17 protein-coding genes are annotated in these 23,865 nt (G+C 36.2%); all 17 read right to left on the bottom strand.

Annotated features, from left to right (window positions below; all coding sequences use genetic code 11):
• Positions 1-31: 31 nt before the first annotated feature.
• A complete protein-coding gene (locus AVL50_RS27165) occupies positions 32-1,036 on the bottom strand; it encodes a VOC family protein (RefSeq protein ID WP_062620348.1) in 1,005 nt (334 codons plus the stop codon).
• Between the two features lie 391 nt (positions 1,037-1,427).
• Positions 1,428-2,486, bottom strand: coding sequence for a hypothetical protein (locus tag AVL50_RS27160; protein WP_062620347.1), 1,059 nt, complete (start codon positions 2,484-2,486; stop codon positions 1,428-1,430).
• Positions 2,487-2,761: 275 nt separating this feature from the next.
• Positions 2,762-3,766, bottom strand: a complete 1,005-nt coding sequence (locus AVL50_RS27155) for a VOC family protein (protein WP_062620345.1) — start codon at positions 3,764-3,766, stop codon at positions 2,762-2,764.
• Positions 3,767-3,974: 208 nt separating this feature from the next.
• On the bottom strand, positions 3,975-4,394 hold the full coding sequence (locus AVL50_RS27150; RefSeq protein WP_062620343.1) for a MerC family mercury resistance protein: 420 nt from the start codon (positions 4,392-4,394) through the stop codon (positions 3,975-3,977).
• A 676-nt stretch (positions 4,395-5,070) separates the two neighbouring features.
• Positions 5,071-6,282 carry a DcaP family trimeric outer membrane transporter gene (locus tag AVL50_RS27145; RefSeq protein ID WP_062620341.1) on the bottom strand — a complete coding sequence of 404 codons (1,212 nt, stop codon included), beginning with the start codon at positions 6,280-6,282 and terminating at the stop codon, positions 5,071-5,073.
• A gap of 661 nt (positions 6,283-6,943) precedes the next feature.
• On the bottom strand, positions 6,944-8,260 hold the full coding sequence (locus tag AVL50_RS27140) for an amidohydrolase family protein (protein WP_063850939.1): 1,317 nt from the start codon (positions 8,258-8,260) through the stop codon (positions 6,944-6,946).
• A 210-nt stretch (positions 8,261-8,470) separates the two neighbouring features.
• On the bottom strand, positions 8,471-9,799 hold the full coding sequence (locus AVL50_RS27135; protein WP_062620340.1) for a serine hydrolase: 1,329 nt from the start codon (positions 9,797-9,799) through the stop codon (positions 8,471-8,473).
• Between the two features lie 237 nt (positions 9,800-10,036).
• Positions 10,037-11,359, bottom strand: a complete 1,323-nt coding sequence (locus tag AVL50_RS27130) for a serine hydrolase (protein ID WP_062620339.1) — start codon at positions 11,357-11,359, stop codon at positions 10,037-10,039.
• A 122-nt stretch (positions 11,360-11,481) separates the two neighbouring features.
• Positions 11,482-12,132 (bottom strand): trimeric intracellular cation channel family protein, encoded by a 651-nt coding sequence (locus tag AVL50_RS27125; protein ID WP_062620337.1) that lies wholly within the window; start codon positions 12,130-12,132, stop codon positions 11,482-11,484.
• A 127-nt stretch (positions 12,133-12,259) separates the two neighbouring features.
• Positions 12,260-12,673: a MerC domain-containing protein gene (locus tag AVL50_RS27120; protein ID WP_062620335.1), complete on the bottom strand. Its 414-nt coding sequence runs from the start codon at positions 12,671-12,673 to the stop codon at positions 12,260-12,262.
• Between the two features lie 101 nt (positions 12,674-12,774).
• A complete protein-coding gene (locus AVL50_RS27115) occupies positions 12,775-13,827 on the bottom strand; it encodes a GTP-binding protein (RefSeq protein ID WP_062620333.1) in 1,053 nt (350 codons plus the stop codon).
• A 4-nt stretch (positions 13,828-13,831) separates the two neighbouring features.
• Entirely contained in the window at positions 13,832-15,487 is a 1,656-nt protein-coding gene (locus AVL50_RS27110) for an amidohydrolase (RefSeq protein WP_062620331.1), read from the bottom strand.
• Between the two features lie 288 nt (positions 15,488-15,775).
• Positions 15,776-17,068, bottom strand: a complete 1,293-nt coding sequence (locus tag AVL50_RS27105) for a serine hydrolase (protein ID WP_063850958.1) — start codon at positions 17,066-17,068, stop codon at positions 15,776-15,778.
• Between the two features lie 190 nt (positions 17,069-17,258).
• Entirely contained in the window at positions 17,259-18,836 is a 1,578-nt protein-coding gene (locus tag AVL50_RS27100) for an amidohydrolase family protein (protein ID WP_062620327.1), read from the bottom strand.
• A 350-nt stretch (positions 18,837-19,186) separates the two neighbouring features.
• Positions 19,187-20,593, bottom strand: a complete 1,407-nt coding sequence (locus AVL50_RS27095) for a serine hydrolase (protein ID WP_062620325.1) — start codon at positions 20,591-20,593, stop codon at positions 19,187-19,189.
• 534 nt (positions 20,594-21,127) lie between these two features.
• On the bottom strand, positions 21,128-22,435 hold the full coding sequence (locus AVL50_RS27090) for a DcaP family trimeric outer membrane transporter (RefSeq protein ID WP_062620323.1): 1,308 nt from the start codon (positions 22,433-22,435) through the stop codon (positions 21,128-21,130).
• A gap of 244 nt (positions 22,436-22,679) precedes the next feature.
• The gene (locus AVL50_RS27085; RefSeq protein WP_062620321.1) at positions 22,680-23,648 is read right to left on the bottom strand and encodes an AraC family transcriptional regulator; all 969 of its coding nucleotides are present in this window, start codon (positions 23,646-23,648) and stop codon (positions 22,680-22,682) included.
• Positions 23,649-23,865 lie beyond the last annotated feature (217 nt).

The raw sequence follows: 23,865 nt of genomic DNA, 5'->3' as shown, positions 1-23,865 counted from the left end.
AGAGGGTTTTATAATTTGAATTACTTATATCCTAGTGCATACCACAACCACAAGGTTCAAATGGTTTATCGACGCCAGTTCCACGAACGTCACCTAATGCACCACAACCACCAGCATAACGAATGTCTTGTAGCTGAATCACATTATTATCGAAATCCGTTAAGTACAATTCTTTTGTGTCACCATTTGCATCGCCACCACGATCAGGCATACGCTGTGTGTAGTACGTTTGCAATGGACCTGTCGCTCTCCATGCCTGACCTAAAACATTCATTCCAAACTCTCCAAGATCTTTCTCAATACGGTTTACATCGAAATCTTTTACAGCAAAACAAGTATGATCAATACGAGGTTTAACGCCTTTTGCTTCCGGTCCGCTTAATTCGTACAATACCAATGAAGCATTGCCTGTACCCACTCTCAAAACAGGTGTTGGACCTTGGTAAGTATCTACTGGTAGATCAAAAATGCTTTGATAGAATTTTAAAGACTCTGCTCCATTAGATACACCAAGTGTACAGTGATTCAATTCGATAGTATCAACTAAACCTTTTGTTGGTGCTTCCTCTGGAATTGCATAAGTTACATCACCTAAAAGTCCGCTACCACCTGCATATTTTGCATCTTGAATTTGAAGAATAATTCCATCAGGATCACCGATAAATAATTCGGGTGTACCTTCTACAGCACCTCCTTTATCTGTACCTCTATTTCTTAATGTAAATTTACCTGCATCTGGATAATTTGACTGCTCATAACCTAATGATTTTAAGCGTTGGATAAAGTCGTTTGGATCAAAATCTTCTACCGAAAATCCAAAGTGTGTATAACCTGGCTTATCTGTTGGCTCGCCTAAAATTGAAAAATATTGAGGTCCATCACCTACACGGAATACAACGCTATCGCCTTGACGTGCTACGATAGGGAAACCAAAAATACCTTGTAACCACTCCACCATTCTTTTAGGATTTGAAACGCGCATTGAAGCATGATTAATTGAGAAAACTGGTACGGGTTTGTAATTTTTTTCTGACATAATTTTAATTTTTGTGTCTTTGCAGACGAATGATAAATTTTTGAACTTGTTATTTGTAAAGCTTTGAGTTTAAAACCTTTTCGGCCTTTCCCTCATTGTTTACATTACAAATATCAGGGTTTAAAAAAGGAATCTCTTGAATGAAAAAAGCAGGATGTTGTAAGAAAACTTCAAGTTGGTTTAATCAATTCAATTATTTGAATATCAATACATTACACTATATCATAGATCATTTTTTTAGCCAACTTATTCTAATTTATATGGACAAATGCTTATGTTATGGGAATGGTTTGTAAAGTGGTTCGGCGGACGTTGCAATGCAACATCCCTACAAAAAAAAGAGACTATATCATATTGATACAGCCTCTAAAAAATGAAAATTGCTATCTAATTATTTCAAATCGAAAATCCCTACACGGTCGGATTTTGTACTTCCTACCCATATACGATTTCCTACTTCTATTGCACTTGTTCCTGCTCCTAAAACACCATATACGGCTGGAGGCATAACCTCAGTCAACTCAAGTGTTTCAGGATTGATACGTGTTACTTTAAAGGCTGTCATTTGGTTACCTCCGTATTCTGCAGCCACTTCCTGTTCTTTGGCAAAATCCATTGGATTCTCTACGACATGAATACCTGCCAAAATTGATTTTCCATCTTCTGACCAACGAAGGTTATCAGGAATACCTCCTAAGTCCATCGATGTTACTTTGACAGGCGATACACTTCGGTCTATTTTTACAACTGAAAAACCTGTTGATGCTGCCACATATATTTGTTGCCCATCTTTTGATATGACAATTCCGTTTGGTGTGGAGATGCCTTCCGATCCCTCTAATTCTTGCCAACCTGTTGATTTATACCACACTCTTGTATTTCCAATCGGTGCACCTGAAAGCGCTAATTTGATGGACTCTTCTTGTGGCATTAATGGATTTCCTGTCGATGTTGCAACTACACCACCATCCGGTAATAAGGCTACTGCATCTGGCCAGAAATCTTCTGCTACTTCAATACCTCCAATCCATGTGAAAGTTGGAATTTCTTTAGAATAGTCAATTCTAAACACCTCAACAGCTTCTCTACTTTCACCTGTAGCACTTTTATGACTTGCCACATACACTTCAATAGTAGTTTCGGTTTGGTTATAGAAATCAAATCCGTGAGGACTAAATGCATTCCATACCGGAGGTGTAGCCAATGGGAAACGATCTCCTTCAGGTGCTATTTCAATAGTTGAAGAATCTACTCTAAATCCTGTTTCTTTTTCAGCGTCAAATAAATGCCAAAAACCTGTTGTAATTACTTTATCCCAAAAATTAGGACCATAACAAGTAATGCCTCCACCAACGATCCAGTTAGTACCTGGTATTTGAATGATATCTTCTACGTTATAAAGACCGATATTAAATTTGGCGTTCGACATGAATTGTTCTACTGTTTTCATAATTCTGTTTTTTTAAAGTTTATTTTTTTTCAAAATGATGTTTCAAAAAGAAGTTGATTTCCCTTTTGATTACATTACAAATATCAGGGTTGAAAAAAGGAATCTCTTGAAAGAAAAATGTAAGTAGTTGTGAGAAATCGTCAAAAGTGATTTAAAGTAAAAAACACTATTAACTGATTGATTTTCTTGTTTTTAAATAAAATACAAAACCCTTCCCATAGTTGTTGAATAACTACAGAAAGGGTCTATTTTTTTAACTTAATACTATTTATCTCCTAGTGCATACCACAACCACATGGCTCAAATGGTTTGTCTACGCCAGTTCCACGAACGTCACCTAATGCACCACAACCACCAGCGTAACGGATGTCTTGTAGTTGAATCACATTATTATCAAAATCCGTTAAATACAACTCTTTGGTATCTCCACTAGCATCACCACCTCGATCAGGCATACGCTGTGTGTAGTACGTTTGCAATGGACCTGTTGCTCTCCAAGCCTGACCTAAAACATTCATTCCAAACTCTCCAAGATCTTTCTCAATGCGGTTCACATCAAAATCTTTCACAGCAAAACAAGTATGGTCAATACGAGGTTTAACGCCTTTTGCTTCTGGACCGCTTAATTCATACAATACCAATGAAGCATTGCCTGTACCCACTCTCAAAACAGGTGTTGGACCTTGATAAGTATCTACTGGAAGATCAAAAATGCTTTGATAGAATTTTAAAGACTCTGCTCCGTTAGAAACCCCAAGTGTACAGTGATTTAACTCAATCGTATCTACCAATCCTTTTGTTGGTGCTTCCTCTGGAATTGCATAAGTTACATCACCCAAAAGTCCGCCACCGCCGGCATATTTTGCATCTTGAATTTGAACAATTAAGCCATCTGGATCACCGATAAATAATTCGGGTGTACCTTCTACAGCACCACCTTTATCTGTACCTCTATTTCTTAATGTAAATTTACCTGCATCTGGATAATTTGACTGCTCATAACCTAATGATTTTAAGCGTTGGATAAAGTCGTTTGGATCAAAATCTTCTACCGAAAATCCAAAGTGTGTATATCCTGGCTTATCTGTTGGTTCTCCTAAAATTGAAAAATATTGAGGTCCATCACCTATACGAAATACAACGCTATCACCTTGACGTGCAACGATTGGGAAACCAAAAATACCTTGTAACCATTCCACCATAATTTTTGGATTTGATACGCGCATTGAAGCATGATTAATTGAGAAAACTGGTACGGGTTTGTAATTTCTTTCTGACATAATTTTAATTTTTGTGTCTTTGCAGACGAATGATAAATTTTTGAATTTGTTTTTATATAAAGATTTGATTTTAAATCCTTTTCGATCTTTCCTTCATTGTTTACATTACAAATATCAGGGTTTAAAAAAGGAATCTCTTGAATGAAAAACGCAGGATGTTGTAAGAAAACTTCAACTTGTTTTTTCATCTAATTTATTGACGAATATCCTAGTGATTACAGTTTTTGATGTTTCTAAAATGTAGACCAATCAATGTAAATGACATTGCATAAGATAGACCGCTTAACCAAATAGGTTCAAAACCTGCATATTTTGATAACATACAAATAGTATAAACGATATAACTTGCCCACATCAATTTATTTTGAAGTGATTCTGCACTGCATTTTAAAGTAGAAAAGTAAACTGCTATACCACTAATAACGATCATAGATATATCCATCATTCCCCACATATCTAAATGGTGTACATGATGAATGTGATCGTGATGATGATGTGCTGAATGTGATAAGAATGAACTACCGATCATTACTCCTGAAGTAATAATGCAGTGAACCAAACAAATAAATGATCCTGTAATTCCGATTTGATCTGTATACTTAATGAATTCTCTTTTTAAAGCGTACATAATTGTCAATTTCTTAAGATGAAAGATGATTTCTGTTTTGATTATCCAACCAATTAAATGGTGCTCTTAAATAGTAGAGTATTTATAATTGTTGGTGTTTCAATCAGTGAACAATACAAAGGTCTTGATTTTCAAAAAGAAAGGATTGAAAAGAATCGTCAGGTACTTGAAAGAAAATGGCAATTTGGTAGTTTTTGATTGATGAGTAATTGGAAACTATATTTTGAATCGCGAGAATATAAAAAACTCCCTTATCAAAAATCAAGAGGGATATTATCTCCTGAGTTTTTGATAAGGGAGTTTAGGGATTTTTAATACTCTTTATTTCCTTAAGTATTAGTAAGCCAACTCTTCTAAGTCATCATAAATTTGATAGAAGAGGTAAGAGCATGTTTGAAACATCTCTTTTAGTAAAAAATCCCCCTTTCAAAACGTAAGTTTATTAATTTCATCAATTATAGGACCACTATTTTCTCTAAAATTAATTTTCCCACAATCTGAAATTGGAAATTTTCACTGCTAAAATATATATTCCGAACATCCTCTTATACATTATCTTTTATACCTATACTTTGAACATAGTAGTAGTGATTGTAATTACATGACTTAGTAATAGTTTAACACAATACTTTAGATTTATTTTTATAGTTCTTTTATATTTTGATCAATTATATAATTAGAAATCAAACTTGGTCATAAACTGTACTCTATTGGCTACACCAAAACTACTATTGGCCGTTCTCTGTGCTCCTCTCATATATTCTATACCTGTTGAGAAATATTTTAATGGTTGCCAAACTAAATTGACATGAGAAATACCTCCCGCTTTCAAGGCAAATGGATCTCTTGAATTTGGAATATCCATCAGCCAACCGTAAGCATAGGAAAAGTTGGAAGACCATTTTTCATTCCAGTGATGCGTGTAGCCCACCAAGGCTGAAAAAGATTTCATGGCCACCAATTCGCCATCTTGTGTGAGTACTGCATTGGCATTACTGCCTATAAACGCTAAGATATTTTCACCTGAACCCACACCATAATTTACATTGAAAGACACTGAATTCTTTTTATCAATCTGTCTTCTACCTCCAAAAATCACATCCAATTGTGGTGTGGAAGCATTTTTACCTTCAGGACCTCCCGTCCAATGCAGTTGAGCGGCACTTGCACCGAAAAATAGTTTTGTATTGTTCTTACTATAAATAAATTTCATGGAGACTAATGGAAGTTGGGCTTGAGCCACACCATTTAAAGTATTTGGATTTTCTATACCCATGTTTTCAAGGTATTCAATACTTGCACCGAAAAGCCAATTTTTGTTGATATTAGTCTCATATCTTATCTGATTAGATCTACCTCCAAACAGAGCATCACCAGCGGCAAAATCTATAATAAAGGGAAGTGTTTCTAAGAAAGTAAGGTTGGTCCATGTTTGTCCAAATGTAAATCCTCCTACTTTGATATAAGCATGTCTAATTCTAAACTGATTTCCTACTGAAGAAAAGAAATCGCCTTCGAAAAACATCTGTACAGGCGTATTATTGACTTTACTCCTGACGTCCAGATTAATTCTTGTTTCTTTGGAGAAAAAACTTACATAACCCGTACTTCCATAATCCGCTTCTCCTTGTACAGGAATGGTGGACATTAAAAACTGTGTTTTATCTCTTGTTCCATTGACATCGTAGACAAAATCGTTTTTCATATAACCCCCGATTTTCATTCTTACATTTCCTTTTCCAAACATGGGCCAAGACCCAATAAATGTAGAATCTTCAAGGGCTATTCCGTCTTTATTTTTGGTGATTTGGTCAGAAATAAAACCTTGTGCAAATAAATCCCCTGCCATCAATACTAACGCAAGGATGAATAGTTGTATAGTTTTCATAAAACAGCATTCAAAATAATTTTGTAATCAAGTTGTTGGAATATTAAAGAGGAATATCATTTATGATGAATACAGTTGTAGGGATGTTGCATTGCAACGTTCGCCTGACCACCATAAAAAACACAATACGATCCATTTTCTTCATTCCTTGTGTTTCGTGCACCATAGTTAAAACTATGGGCAGGTGATAGGGCAACCTAATCAAGACTAAAGTCTTAAAGGTTGGAAACGAAGACAGCACTTTAGTGTTGTTGGAATCACTAGCCCATGACTTCAATCATGGTGTACAATATGTTGTTCCTTTTTAATATCATATTGCAAAACTAGAAAGATTGCTACCCAATGATTTACACGGTCTTATTTATGAATGACACAAAAAGGTCAATTCAAATACTATAGTTTAGTAATGAATTCACCTGGTTGCTAAAAAGAGTAATAGTTTTATTTTTGGGCTTTCTTCAACTTAACTTAATTCAAAAGAATATGAATGCTCTCTACTCTTTTGGTACTTCAAAATTAACCAATTGAAAAAGGTTTGAGTTATAAGATATCGGCAAGTAGTTGTATAAAATCGGCAACACTTATTCTATATCAAAAAAGGTATTACCTCATTACAAGATAATACCTTAATACAGTTGGTTTTAGTCCTAATTATGGTCGTTTATTTCACTAAGTTCTTAAAGATCTTTCCATCTTTCATGATCAAATGAAGGTTGTTTTCAGGGTCTTGGAGGATTTTCAAGTCTTCCAATGGGTTACCATCAATCAATAAAATATCTGCTACTGCACCTTCTTCAATTACTCCTATTTTACCAGGACTGAAACGGTGAGACATTCCTAAGAGCTCACCTGATTTAGAAGTGGCTTGTTGAAGAATTTCAGCGTTGGTAAACCAATCTTGTCTGAAGATAAACTCATCATTCAAAGCATCTATTCTTGAAGGGTCAGTGATAATGTCTGTACCAAATCCAATTTTATCAAAACCTATCTTCTTTGCCGCTTTAAACATGTTGTCGATACCTGCATAAGCTTGTCTGTGCTTGTTGGCTTGATCCTCTGTGTAACCATGAGGAATGAATGTGTAAACACCTACTTGAGCAGATAACCATACATCATTATCTTTCATCAATTGCAATGTTGCTTCATCTACCAAATTGGCATGCTCAATACTTTTTACGCCACATTCAATGGCTCTTCTAATCCCATCATTATTATAGACATGTGCCATCACATACGTATTGTAGTCACCTGCTGCTTGAACAGCTGCTTTAATTTCTTCAGGTGTAAACTCCACAACATCTAACGGATCTGCATACGAACCTGTACCTCCACCAACAGCGATTTTAATCTGATTGGCACCAAAACGAAGTTGTTCCCTTACCGCTTCCAATACTTTAGGCACACCATTTACGACAGCCATATCACCATACTCAACTAAAATATCATGATCTTCACTGATAATCGAAGAGTGATTTGATCCAAGACAATGGTCTGCATGCCCTGCCGATTGTGAAATCATGGCTCCTGAAGCATAAATACGAGGACCTTCTACAATTCCTTTATCTATTGCTGTTTTAAGTGAAAAGGTATTTCCAGCGGCATCTCTTACGGAAGTCCAACCACTATACAAGTATTTTTTTGCGGTAGAGGTGGCTACATAAGCGAAGTATCTTGTGTCTGAGGTCAACAATTCACCTGCTGACATTTGAAACATCAAGTGCTCATGTGTGCCAATAAAACCTGGGCTGAGCGTTCTTCCATTCGCATCTATAACTTGTGCACCTTTGGGAGCTTTTATTTTTTTTGCGATTTTTTCAATTTTATTTCCTTTGACTAACACCGACATATCCATAGCAAGAGTGTCTGCTGTACCGTCAAAAATATTTGCATTTTCAATTAATACGGTCTGCTCTTCTTGGGAGAAGACATAATGATTGGCAACACAATATAACAATGTGATTAATATTAATTTCTTCATGAGAATATAATTGAGTCTTTAAAAATGAGAATGTTAATTGCTTCTCTTCAACTGTTGGCTGATACTGATAGATTAAACCCTTCAAAGAAAGTTGTTTTAAAAGAGGCTCTACCTTGGTACGAATACCAAGATAAAAACCTCTAATGAGTACCCATTTTAATTTTCATCAAAATGAAATATTCATATCACCACAATCTTCTGTCCTAGTACTTATTCTACCTCTTCAAACAAACCAGAATTGGCAATCTGACGTGCGTATCTATGTATAGAATCATCTGGCACATTAGTAGAGAAGAATACAATCACTAAATCTTTTTTAGGAGAAACATAGATCCCTTGACTTTGGAGACCTGATTTCCAAAAATCACCATCTTCCCAAACGCCATCCCACTGTCTTGCATTTGAAATCACGTTATCATCACCTAACCTGTCAATGAATACAGGACCATCAAAGCCTTTTCTGTAAAACTCTCTTGACCTTGTACCATTCTGAATACGACTGATGATTTCAGGAGAAACCACTTGCTCTATAGCCGTTTTATTCCAACTTGGTGTATACAACATGCCCACTCTTGCCATATCACGAAGTCTACTGGATACAATACCGTGACCTATTGCTACACCATTTGGCGAAAGGTGTATGTTTAGGGTCGATTCTGCTCCCATTTTTGAATAAATTCTTTGGTCTACAAATTCTGCAAATGGTTTTCCTGAAACTGCCTCAACCAATAAAACTAGCATCTGCGTATGCGAAGAACCATATTCTAATTTCTCTCCAGCAGGGTGCGTTTGTTTTGCTTCTTTTAATACATCTCTTACTTTTTCATTTTTACCGTTGTAAGGCAAATCTAATTCAGCAAGAAACAATCTTGTTGCAATAGAGTTTGGATCAGAACGCGTCTCATCATTTTCCTCTGAGTTAAGACCTGGCGTCATGTCCATCACATCTTTCACTTTGACATTGCCATAACCTGTATGTTTAAAATCATGGACGTAATGCCCTATTGTTTTTTCTTGATCTATTTTTCCATCTGAAATCAATAAGTCTACGGCAAGACCAGGAATAATCTTCGCTGCTGACATCCAAACGTGATGATCGCTTTCTGTCATTCCTTGATAGTTTTCAAAGACGATTTCACCTTTATGAACCACTAAGAAACCTTGTGCATAACTATGTGGATGCACCATAAAATCGTTTAATGAGATCTCTCCAAAATGCTTGGTGTGAGCTTTGACCTCTCCTACCGCTGGATTAATATTTTTAACCAGTTCCATTTTGTGATTGGGCTCAAGTAATGCCGTATTGAACAATTCTGAAGTTCTTAATCCCCACCAAACGGCATCATCTCCACCTTTTAATAAATGAGGTAAATTATAATTGTCTCTAAATTTTTGAACTTGCTCTTGTGTGAAACCATTTGCAAATTCTTTAATCGGAGTTCTGTAATCTCCTTCAGTTTCGTGAACATTTGTTCCTTGTGCATTTACTTGTGACATAACTGATCCTGCTAACAATGTTGATAATAGTAATTTTTTCATTATCCTTTGAAATAGTAATTAGATTGATTTTCAATGAGCGATTACTCAATGATCATGATACAAATATCACTTGTTGCCACTTGAATTATTTACAAGATCTTTTCTACTATTTACAAGATTCGGTCAAAATGAATTTATGTTTGGACTCCATAGTTAAAACTAGCCATGTTGCCCGAAACACAAAAACGCCTCACCCCGAAAGGCAAGACGTTAAACTTATAATTAATCGTTTCTTGATTATTCAAATAAACCAGAGTTGGCTACTTTACGCACAAAACGGTGTAAAGAGTGGTCTTGAACGGCTGTTGACATATATACAATCACAAGATCTTTTGATGGAGAAACGTACAATCCTTGTGTTTGCATTCCCCCTTTCCACATATCACCGTCAGGCCATAATACATCCCACTGACGTGAGTTACCAGCAAAAGTTGGGTGACCTGCTTCTAACCAATCCGCGAATACGGGTCCGTCTTCACCTGCCATTAAGAACTCATGTGTTCTCATATCGCTATGAATACGATCCAACGTTTCTTCAGTCACTACTTGTTCCTCTGCAATTTTATCCCAGCTTGGTGTATAAAGCATACCGAATCTCGCCATATCACGCATTCTACTACCAATTACACCGTGAGCTAATGCTACACCATCAACTGTAGTTTGTACTTGCAATGGACCTTCTACACCCATTTTTGACCAAACTTTTTCATCAAACACTTGGCTCCAACGCTCACCTGTTACAGCCTCCACTAAGAATACCAATGCCTCAGTATGTGCCGAAGTATAGACAAATTTCTTCCCAGAACCTTCGCCAGGCTGAGCACTTGCCATTACATCAATAAATTTCTCTTTTTTACCTTTATAAGGTTGATTGAATTCCGATAAATAGTAACGATGAGCAAATGCGTCAGGATTAGCACGTGTTTCAGCCGTTTCATCTATATCAAGCCCTGAGTCCATGTGCAAAATCTGATGGATTGTAACATGTTCCCAAGCGGTTCCTTTAAATTCTTCTACATAATGTGAGATTGGAAGGCTATCATCTATTTTCCCTTCATTGATTAATAACTCCACCAATAAACCGGCAGTTGGTTTTGCACAAGACATCCAAGCATGAGAATCTGAAGGTCGCATTCCTGGGTAAGATTCATAAACGACTTTTCCTTTATGGATAACCAAATAACCTTGCGCTCTAAACTCTGGATCTGCTAAGAACTCATCCAATGACATCTTTCCAGAATTAATGGTTTCAGCTTCAATAGCTCCAACTTCAGGTCTTATATTTTCTTCCAGTTCCATAGTTGGAATACGCCTTGGGACAATGGAAGTCGGTAAAAACTCCGAAGTCTTCATCTGGAAGTAAAGCGATTCGTCTCCACCTTGGAGCCAAGTATTAAATGAGGTCGAAATAGCATGCTCTGCATAATCTTTTGGAAAACCGCTGACTACCTCTTTAATGGGCGTCATTTTGTTTTCTGCGTTTTGATCTTTTACATCTTGGGCATTTACTTGTAATAAAGTAGCACCTGCTAACAATGATGATAATAATAGCTTTTTCATTTTGATAAATAGTATTTTGATTTATTAGTTGCGAGCTGTGTGGCTCACTGATTATGTTACAAATGTCACATGTTTTACATCAAACTATTTACACGAAAGCATAAGCTATTGACACATTTTGATCAATTAGAGAAAATACCCCTTTTTTGCGTCAGCATCCACTTTGGAACATGTAATTTCCAATGAATAGCAGCTGCACGAATAAAGAAAGTAAGTGTTGCACACAATGTTCCCAGTAATTTTACTTTCTCAGGAAACACCTGAATCAATATTAAGTAAAGGATTACTCCAAAGGTCAAAGGCAGTGCGTAAAGTTCTTTCTTCAATAAAAGCGTCGTATTCCCCGCTAATACATCTCTGGTAATACCTCCTCCAATCGCAGTAATCAAACCTAATAAGACTGGTCCTACCGGCAATGCAAAGTCCAAAGCCAACGCTTTGTCTGCTCCTTGAATCACAAACATGGCAATACCGATGCCATCCAAATAAAGCATTAGGGCATATATATTTTTTCTAGACATAAATTGATTACCATAAAAAGCAACAATACTTGAGGCAATTGCCACCCATATATAATTAAGGTCTGATGCCCAAAAGACAGGCGCTCCCAAAATCATATCTCTAATGGTTCCTCCACCAACGGCAGTGACAATACCCATTACGATAGCACCGAATAAATCAATTTGTTTTGGAATAACTGCCAATACTGCCGTCACTGCAAATGCAACAGTTCCAAGCATACCAAGTGTATAGTAAATATCTAAATTGTTCATAGTTTTATTTTCTTGATGAGATTGATTGATATACAAAGATGCTTTGTTTATCAGCGAACTATTTACAAGAAATCTCCATGCGGTTGTATGATTTGGGCAAAATGAACCAAAGGGACATACACCAATATTAATGAGCACACCTTTTCAGATTCACTGTATGCATCCCTATTAGAGAGAAAGACATGAGGTAAGAAAGGTAAGTCAAGCCAACAGGTTCAAAACCCATATATTTTGAAAGCATACAAAAACTATAAACAATATATGTTGCCCACATCAGCTTATTTTGAAATTCTTCATCAGTAGATTTTAATGTGGAAAAATAAACAGCAATGCCACTGACCACTACCATTGACAAATCGATCATTCCCCATACATCTAAAGTATGATGATGCGCGTGTTCATGATGATGGGATGCATTTGACATCACTGTACTACCTATCATCAAGCCCGAAGTGATAATACAATGGATTAAACATATAAATGAGCCTGTAATGCCTATTTGGTCAGTGTATCTGTAAAATTCTTTTTTTAGGGTATTCATATTTTAAATAGATTAAATGAGATGGAAAGTGTGAGAAAAGAAAAGCCCATCAGATGAAATGGTGACTCTCTATCTAATGAGCATTTTCATTACTACTATTATCAAACTATTGCTTCTCTCAAGCTCTTTTCTAATTGCTCTTTATCTAATGTTCCTTTGTTGGCAATAAATACCAATTGGGAAATAGGCGTTTCACTACCCCATTGTTCATCACTTTTCAATGACCAGCGTTTGCTTACTCTTTGATAGATCATTTTTTTATTCAAATCACTGTCTATCTGCAAAATTCCTTTTGCTCTGATGATATGAGCGGGTAAATTCTTTATAAATGCATTGATCTTTTCTTCCTTAAAGGGTTGATCAAATGAAAAACTAACGCTCTCAAATGTGTGCTTGTGATTCGTTTTTTTGATGGATTTTGTTTTTTCATCTTCCAAATTATGATCCGCCTCAACGCCCAATATCACATCAGTAGGCACATCACCTTCCACTGTTTCCAAAACAGCTTTATTGGGTTGATGTTTTGCGATCCATTGGTTGATTTTTTGTTTTTCTTCTTCAGAAACTAAATCTGTTTTACCAATGGAAATGATATCTGCAGAAGTCAGTTGATTGATGAATAATTGTTGGCTTGATTCATCTTCCAAACGTTCAAAAAACGTCTCCGCATCTACCAAAGTAATGATCCCATCCAATCGAATTGCTTTATTTGACAAAACGATTTGTGCTATAGAACCCGGTTCTGCTACACCACTACATTCAAGAATAATGGCATCAGGTTGTTCTTCTTTTTCAGAAATGTCGATTAATGTTTTCGTTAAATCGCTTGATACCGCACAACATGCACAACCGTTGGTCAGGCTAATCATATCATCTGTTTGCGATTCTACCATTGTAGCATCAATATTGATTTTTCCGAAGTCATTAACCAAAACGGTAATCTTTCTACCTACTGGATTTTGAAGGATGTGATTGAGCATTGTTGTTTTTCCTGCTCCAAGAAAACCTCCTAAAATGGTAAGAGGAATTGTTTTTACAGGTGCTGTATTTTTATTTCTCAATGCCATAGCGGCAAATATTAACCCCGACATTGTTTGTCTTGCATCCAAAGCTTGATCCAATGGATTCGTCATTGTCTTTCTAATCGAATTCATCTTACTAGCATTTATTGATTTTACCACCTAATACCGTTCCCCAGATTGGAATATCCTTGATTTCTTCTGGCTCAACTTCCATCGGATCTTGATCCAATACGGTAAAGTCTGCCATTTTTCCTTGTTCAAGGCTACCAATTTTATCCTCCAATCCTAAGATGTAAGCAGCATCAATCGTCACCGCACGTAATGCTCTTTCTACACCAATTCTTTCGTGTTCTGCTACCACTGTTTTTCCATCTTCAGCAATTCTTGTGACTGCAGCATACACTGCTGTTAGTGGATGCATTGGTACTACTACTTGTGGGTAATCTGAATGCAAAGCGAAGATAACTCCTTCTCTTTCTAATGATCCCAAACGTGCTTCTCTCTGTGCTCTATCAGGACCGTATGCATGTTCAGAATGCAATAATGATCTAAAATGCGAGAAGTAGTTATTGACACTGGCCAAGCCTCCTAATGCTTTCAATCTTCTTGCTTGCATTGGATTACTAATCGCATAATGTTCTATGGTAAATCTATGATCAAAACGAGGATGAACTTCCTGTAATTTGGCTAGCATATCTAAAGAATTATCTAAAGCCAAATCGCCGTTTGCATGACAGTGAATTTGAAAACCAGCTTTCCAATAAGGAAGCATTTCTTTGAAAGAAGCATCTCCATCTACACCATTTCCTCCATCTAAATAACCTGGGAAGTTGACTTGAGATCCCATCAACGGGAAAGAACCATCGCTCAAGAATTTTACTCCTGTGAAAAATAACTTATCCGTTTCATATTGCTTCAACCCTTTTACAAATTCTGGTGCTTTATCTCCGTGAGCTAATGTCATCGACATCGCATGTGGAGTTAATGACATACGAATTGGAAATTCAGGATCGTTAGTTGCATTGACATGATCTTTTAATTCTTCATCATAATTCAAAACACCAAACATCAAATCGGCAATAGTGGTGATACCTGCACGGTGACCAATTCCACTCATAAACTTCAAACCTTTTTCTCCTCCCAATTCTGAGATAACATCTATAATTGGTGCGATGGCTAATTTAGCTCCATCAGATTCCAAGAAAACACCTTTCAATTCACCGTTTTCTTCTCTCAAAATATGAGGAGATTGTAAGCCTTCTGGAATATTTGCCATCTCAATGGCAGGGGAATTTAAATAAGCAAAGTGAGGAGCAAAGCCAATCACAAAAATGGGACGAGTAGAAGATATAGCATCCAAAACTTTACGGTCTAAACTTCCTCCTTGATTGGCGGGATCAAAACCCCAAGCAATGATTGGTTCGTTCGGGTCTTCCTTCTTCGCATCAATTTCTTTTAAATATTCAATCACATCTTCATAATGAGGGTGAGGTGGATTGATACCATTCAAACCTGGCCAAGGAAGTGGGCCTATATAATCTAAACCTAGAAAACCTGCTGACATCCAACAGTGAGAATGTGGTTCGATTAAACCAGGAAGAATAATTTTATCTTTTAATGTATCGTCATAAGTAACATCATACCTGTCAAGCCAAGGCTTCATAAATTCTAATGTACCTATTGATAATATTTTTCCATCAAGCACTGCTATTGCTTCCGCTTCTGGGTTTCCTTGATCCATAGTACGAATTTTTTTAGCAGTGAAAACAGTAACTTTTTTTAGATTTTTCATTTTGATTGAATATTTAATAGTATGATAATTCAAAGAAGTGTTAGTGTACCTCTTTGCTTAATAGCTTATGAAACAAAGGTCATGGTTTTTAGAAGGAATGATATACAAGATCTGAGCAAGCGTATACAAAATTTCGGCAGATTGAATTTAGAATTATACCAAAAAAGCCCATCAAAATCAGTCCGCAGACCTCTTCTGATGAGCTTATCAATCAATTCAATACCTTCCATCTACCTCCTTCATCACCAAAAGAGATATAAATCAGGACCCTTACATTATTGCTCATTGTTATGCATTAATCGCTTTGACAATTGCTCTTGCCATTGCTTCTTCTTGGTTTTCTCCATCACTAGTACAGAACCATGCTACTACTGTATCATTTTCTGGTGATATGTAGACACCTTGTCCTCCTACTCCTTTTTTATACAAATCTCCATCAGACATAATAGCATCCCATTGATATCTATTGTAGATTTTGCCTGCTTCATCATAGAAAGAAACTGTGTTTTGTTTACCAATCCACCCTTTATCATACATTTCTACAAATCTGTTATCATAAAACTTATCCATGATTTCTTGTGGGACAAGTGCTTCTCCTGCAATTTTTTCGCAACTTGGTGTAAATACCATTCCCCATCTTGCTAGATCTCTAAGGCTTGAATTTACCCCTAAAAAACCTAAAGTATTTCCTGAAGGACTCATCATATAAAAGGCATCATGCTCCATTCCAGCTTTACTCCAGATACGATCTGCAAACATTTCGTTCAATGGTTTGTCTGCTACTCTCTCAGCAATACGGTTGATTACGAAAGTATTGATAGAGTTATATTCAAACTTCTGATGACCTGGAGTTTTTCTTTCCATAGATCTTAAAACATCCACCCAAGTTTCATTTCTACCTTTTACATCTGGCAAAATACCCACTGCTGAAGTTGCCGCCCAACGGTACCAAATTTGATCAGGATCAGTTCTTGAATTCTGAATTTCCTCATCGTGCTCAGTGCCATTTAAGCCAGTAGCCATATCCAATGCTTCTTCTACTTTTACAGTATCCCAAACGGAATCTTTCAATTCTGGTAAGTAGAAAGAAACATAATTATTGACATCTACTTTTTGTTCATATTCAAGAAAAGCCAACATCAATGCTCCTGTTACTTTAGACACTGAATACCAAAGATGCTTTTCATCTGGCTTCATTGTTTTATAACGCTCATAAACAATTTCACCATTCTTTACGACTACCATTGCATCAATAGGTTTCGTATCAAAGTGTTGGTTGACACTCACCATATTGTCGTCTTTATTCTTATACTGAATCTCTCCAATATTTGCATTTACATTGTAAGGCAATTCACTTACTTGACCACTTCTTGGTACTTGTGCTGTCGGATAATATTTTGATTGCTCTATCCATGCATAAGATGACATTTCGTTAGGAAACTGCATCTTTACTTTATTCTCTGGCTGATTAAAGAATTGGCTCACCTCTTGTGTTTTATTCAAAGGGATATTGCTTTTTAAATTCTCAGCATTTGCTTCAATGATATTGTTTTCTTGAGATTGTTGATTTAAGCTTTTCATTTTCTTAGTAATTTGATTGATTATTAATGATATACAAATATCCTTCTTTGAGGGTGGAATCATTTACAAGAAAAAAGCAAGCGTATACAAGATGTCGGCAGATTGGATTATTTGATATAACAAGAAAAGCCCATCAAAATCAGTCCGCAGACTTCTTCTGATGAGCTTTTAACTATTTAATTTCTATAAATTAATAGACACTCTTAATCGGTTTTCCTGGGTAAACTCCTTTTTGAACCTTAGAATCTTTAACGATAATGGTTCCATTTACAAGAACATAAGGAATACCTGTTGACGGTAAACCTCCTTGTTCGAAGGTTGCATTATCTTTCACTTGATCAGGATGGAAAATAGTAATATCAGCATCCATACCTTCTTGAATTCTACCTTTTGTTGCCATTACATCCAATCCATTGTCTTCTAAAAACTGAGCTTGCATATAACTCATTTTTGAGATCGCCAACATCAAAGGCATTAGATTTTGCTCTCTTACTAATCTTAACACCTTCGCATGCGTACCGGCTCCACGTGGATGTCCTTGTAAGTTTTCATAAGGTGTATCCCAATCCAACGCTAGGTTTCCTGTAGCCGTAATTGTCAATGGCACAGCATCCGATTCAACCATTGTTCTTGGATCCGCTAAAGCCTTCAACATTACTTGTTCTTCTACACCTCCAAAGATCACCGAGGTTCCTGGATTGGTTTTCATCAATTCTTCATAACGTTCTTTTGTAAGATGTTTCATTGTTGCCACTTCGATGATATCATCAAAATGACGTCCCATATTTTCCTGATAGTTTTCAGGCTTTAAATAATCTGCACCTGCTATGGTTGACCCCTGCCAATAAGGATAAATTGCAGCGACTGCATCTTGACCTTTTTCTCTACAAGTTTCTACTAAATCTAAAATATAGGGTGTTAGATTTAAAGCTTGTTGATGAATATGGCAAACGTAAAGGCCACCACCGTAAGCCGCTTGGCTAGCTAACATTTCCTGAGTTCCCAAAATACCTGTTGCTGGTGGATTCTGACTTGAAAACCTTCCGTGTAAAACAGTTGCTAGATTATGTTTACCCATTAATCTTTGCCACATCATCGTTTCACGGCTAGTCGTCCCTTTTGTCATATAACCTGTCACGGCGCCGATACCTATTGCTCCTTGGCTTAAACCCTCTTCCATCATTTGCTCCATGGTATCGATTTCAGCATCATTTGGACGCCAAGAGGTAAAGTGCATATCTAAGTGACTACAACTATGTGGATCAAATGCATCTAATAAAACAGAGCTCGTTTTAGTATCATAGTGAGGATTAGCCATTTGCTCTCTAATTCCTGCAGCAGATACGGTTGCACCATAATTGGTCTGAGACTTCCCTTCCAATTTTCCATACCAACTGTCTACAGGATAGGCACCTGCCTCCATATCAAGTGGCGTAGTCACTCCATCTCTTAAACTTATTTTTTGTCCAAATGGAACATCTGAAATATGAGAATGTATATCGATAAAACCAGGAGCAACCACATGCCCAGTGGCATCAATCGTATCTTTTCCTGAGATATTCTCTAAAGTAATGATTTCAATCTGACCATCTTTAATGCCGACATTTCTTATTTCGTCAAAATCTGTTTCTGGATCCATTACTCTACCGTTCAAGATTACGACATCAAAACCTGTAGTTTTTTGTTTCGTATTTCCGGCATCATCACAACCTATAAACAGTAGAAATAAAGCCACAAAAGCAATGGATTTTAGTGTATTCTTTTTCATGATAAATTAAATTGTTGGTTATTAAAATTCTCTTTTGGTTTACATTAAATTGGTTTTAGTTTTTAAAGGTTGTAAACCTAGTCTCAAGACAGTAGCTGTATTGAGATTTCATTTTAACTCAACCCACCTAAGTTGTGTGATAATTGATAGTCTGCTTGTATCATTCTATGCCTCAAAGATCTTCAATTAATTTTCATACTATTTGTACAAAATATTTATTCTACTTGCACGATTTCGTTAAATTTCGCCTTTACATCAAAAATTTTTATAAACAAAAAGCCCATCAGAATCAGTCCGTAGACCTCTCCTGATGAGCTAATTACTATCCTATTTAATAAATCTATATTTTCTTATTGATCAGCTACTTTTTTCGCAACTGCACGCATAAAACCTGGAGCTTTATCTGATCTTTCATTAGGTGTGTTTGAAAATACAAACGCACAGAAATCTCTATCAGCATCAACATAAATACCTTGGTGCATGTTACCGTGCTTGAACATCGCTCCATCAGCCCAAACTTGATCCCACTGTGCAGAGTTTCTTTCGCCAATATCACCAGTCCATTCTAAGCTATATCCTTCCTCTTCACTTCCTTGGTAAGCTTTTGGATCGCCTAAAGTTCTGATTCTTTCTAAGATCTCAGGCGTAACTACTCTTTTATCAGATACCACATTCCAACTAGGTGTATACATCATAGCATATTTCAATGCATCTTCAATAGTAGTGTTGACTAATCCACCACCCACGGCATGGTAATCGGAGGCTAAGCCCACCATAAACTGATTATGAACACCTACTTGAGACCAAATTTTTTCATTGAATACATCTTTGTAAGCTTGACCTGTCGCACTTTCTATTGCCAATACTAAAGCTTGTGTAATGGCCGTTGAATAACGGAAACGATCACCTGGCTCTTCACCTTCAATTGGTTTTACTCTACGCATCACCTCAATCCAACCGTCACCTGTTCCTTCAATATCGAATAAAGAAGCAAAATACTGTTCAATCCAGCTATTAGGATCAGAGAACGCCGCTGTTGTTTCTTCTAAGTCCAAACCAGAAGCCATGTTCAAAGCATTCTTCACGGATACTTTATCCCAAGCTGTTCCGGCTAATTCTTTTGCGTAATAAGTAATTGGTTTTTCAAGATCCAATTTCCCTTCACTTTCCAGCAAGATCGCCAATGTACCTACTGTTGTTTTCGAAGCGGACATCCATACATGATAATCTGTTGGTTTCATACCAGGATAAGCTTCAAAAATTACTTTTCCTTTATGTGCCATGATGATCCCTTGTACTCTATTGTAATCATCATTTAGATATTCATTTAAAGTAGGAGTTTCAGACCCGTCTTCTAAAGTGAATTTTGTATTTCCTAAATCAGCATCAATTTTACGCTCCAAATGACGTTCTTCATGTGTAGGCATTGCAATATCTACATTGATAAACTCTGGGATATTCATATTGATATACACTGATTGATCACCTGCCGCCTGCCAATTGGGAGTACTGAAGTTTCTATGTGTTTCTCTGATAAAATCTAATGGAAAACCGTCTTTCACTTTAGAGATTGGAGTAGTAACTTCTGTAATTTTACTAATATATTTTTCCGATTTTGGAACTGTTACTTCATGTTCTTCTTGAGCGTTTGAAGTAGTACAATTTGTATTGAACATCATGCTGATTGGCAATAAGATGGATGAAAATTTAATGATTTGTTTTTTAGCTGTTGAGAAACGTTTTGTTTGATTTTTCATTTTCTTTTAGATTGATTTTTTATTTAAAATGTATTTTTCGTTTTGTTGATGATACAAATATCAGGGTATTGAAATTGAATGATTTACAAGATTTGAGATTGTAGTTATAAGAAATCGGAAATCGTTTTCAATACCTCTTGTTTTAATACAAACTAAATTATTATGACTATCTACAAGTCTTTTATATTATTCTTTCAAACTTCTTTCTTCTTCATTTTTGTCTTAACACAAAAACGAAGCAAAAAAGTCAAGGCTTAGAAGTCAAAAGCTAAATTCCATTACTCTCGCCTAAATGATTTTAAACTCGCTAAAGCTCAAACAACAAAATCATTTCTAACGGCTCATTTCATGAAATTCTTCACGCTTTTCCCTTCAAGGCCGAAGGAAGTACTACCAAACTAAAATTGTAATCTTTTCATTGGTTAGAATTTGAAGTGATAACGTCATTCGTGCTTAAAAGATCTCAGAAACCTAAATGGTATAAACATTCGAAAATTAGTTTGCAATACTTGTTTTTAGCATCAATTATTTTATTTAAGGAATTCTAAATCTTGTCATAAACTGAAGACGATTCGCCTGACCGTATCTTCCATCTTTTACGACGTGAACACCGTGCATATATTCTACACCAAATGATACATTGGTATAAGGCATCCAAACTAGGTTGGCGTGGAATGTACCTCCTTGTTGAGTGGTTTCGTCTAGTTGGTAATCCACTGTATTCAATGAAGCATAATAAGCAGCAACGGTTGTATTTAAGCTCTTCGTCCAGTAATGATTATAACCGATATAAGCTTGATGGGCATTGAGTAATTCCAATTGATTGTCAGAAATCACACCATCACTTGGGGAAAACTCTAAGAATAATATTCTATGTCCAGCACCCTTACCTGTAGAGGCACCAAACATCAATGAATTACGATGTTTTTTGTCCAATACAAATCGTCCTGTTAGGTTAATACCGTAACCATACGCTTTTTGCGTTGGGCCATATTGACCGCCTTGCCAATGATGTTGAAATACATCAGCACCTAACTGCATATGGGAAAACTTATTCATTTCCCATCTCACATTACCAGCAAACGTAGGCATAGTAGTGCGTGCAACTCCTTCTAATTCATAAGGGTTATCGATACCACTTTTTGGTCCTTCCATACCTACCGTATAACTTAAGTTCTTTGTGATTTTATCGGTCCAACGGATTTGAATTACACGATCGCCATACGTTCCATCACCTCCTGCAAAGTCAATAATACCTGGAATTGCACTTAAATCGGCATTAATAGACCATGTTTGACCCGCAAGGATATTTCCAAATACACCATAGGCATGACGTAAACGTGGTTGACGATATAATGAAGGATCGTCTTCAAAGAAATCCATTTCAATAAAAATTTGTAATGGCATTTCCTTACCAGACCTTAGTCCTTTAACCACCGTTCTAAAGTCAACGTTGAAACGTGTTTCTTTAGCATGGAATGTAGACTGACCTTTAAGGTAAGATTCAGGTGAACCTTTAATTGGAATTGTAGCACTTTCGAATTCATAAGCAGAACCGATATAATTGAAATCTTGGATGTAATCCATCTTCACATAACCACCAAACTTGATTCTCGACTTCGAACCAAAAATGGGAATGGAATTAGGAAAAGCATCATCGATTAATTCTTGTCCTACTAATTGTCTAGCATTCATCTGCTGAGGGTTAATTGCCCCTTTGACGCCCACTAGATCTTCTTTCTTTTCTTGAGCTAAGGTTTGAAAAGAAAGTAAACAGCAATTGATAATGATAAAGTATTGAGACAGACGCCTCCACTTCATTAAACTTGTAATCTTCTTCATTATAGAAATTGAAATAGTTTGTAAACAGTAATTTTTGAGTCAAAACGAATAGATGAATAAATATTCATTTCTATTACGCTCCGATCACATTACAAAGATCAGGGACTATTTTTTGAAAGATTTACAAGATTAGAGCAAGCGTATACAAAATATCGGCAAACTTATTTTGAGGGAAGAGGGAAGAGGGAAGAATTAAGAGGGAAGAGGTGGTTCGTATCTTCCCTCTTACCTCTTAATTCTTACCTCATTGCAGTGTTCCTCTTATTGAGGACGGAGCGTAGCCAAAGTGTTTTTTGAAAGTTCTACTCAAATGACCTACGTGACTGTATCCTAAATCGTCTGCTATTTCGGTGAGACTTTTATCTGAGTACTTTACTTGTCGGTAAGTTTCTTCGGTTCTATGTTGATTGAAATATTGGAGAATAGGAAGTTGATAAACTGCTTTGAAATTTCTATTTAATTTGGAAATACTCATTCCCAACTCAAAGCTAAGGTCATTAAGGTTAGGAGGTTCGGTAAAGTCAGATAGTATTTTATCCTTTAGCAATACCATACTACTAAAATCTTCAGGGTGTATTTTAATATTGGACTTCGTCATCTCTCCTTTTTCCATTTTCTCTTTTAATGCACCCAAAATATCCAAGGCTCTAGAGAAGTAGGAGAATTTCCTTTTGGTCTTATTGCTACTGGCTTTTACCAATTCATTAACGTATCCCTCTATTTTAGGAGTGAGCGTAAAATAATGAAACCAATCTCCTTTTACACTTAATAATTCCTTGAGTTTAGAGTTTTCTCCCTCGTCAAAAAAGTCAAATGCTTCTAATGGAAAACGAATAGTAATCCATTGACAACTGATCTGAAAAGGGTATTCTATATTAAATAATTGATTGGCGTTGTAAAGAAATATACCATCGTGATTGAACCGTCTAAACTTATCTTTCTTTGAATAAGAACCAGAGTATCCAATTCTAAGAATCACAAAATTTCTATCCTTATTCGGAACATTAGAATAGATAAGCTGTGTATTACTGTGTAATTGTAAATGAGCCACATACATTCCTTCCATATATTCAAAGGAAGTAATTTTCAGTTTCATATCATCACTATCTACAGACAACTCTATTCCGTCCCATGTTCCATTAAAATCTTCTGCTATTCTCTCATAGCTCTCATGAGGGGCGTCTTCATTAGATATGATTGTGTATTTCTTCATTTTCAAAAACAGTTAAATCTGGCTCTATTTATTATAAAATGATAAACGGGGAAGGTGTAAATCTTCAAAAAAAAAAATCTTATTCCCTAGCGTCTTTTTTCAATTTGACGATTTTGTGCATATAATTTACCAAATCGTGTAAACCTTCAAAAGAAAAAATAAGGACTTTTGCAGGGTAACCTATAACAAAAGGTAAAGCATAATAATTACGTAAAGG

Source organism: Flammeovirga sp. SJP92 (assembly GCF_001583495.1).
GTDB lineage: Bacteria > Bacteroidota > Bacteroidia > Cytophagales > Flammeovirgaceae > Flammeovirga.
The sequence above is the reverse complement of the archived record's forward strand: the minus strand, read 5'-3'. Positions and strand labels throughout refer to the sequence as shown.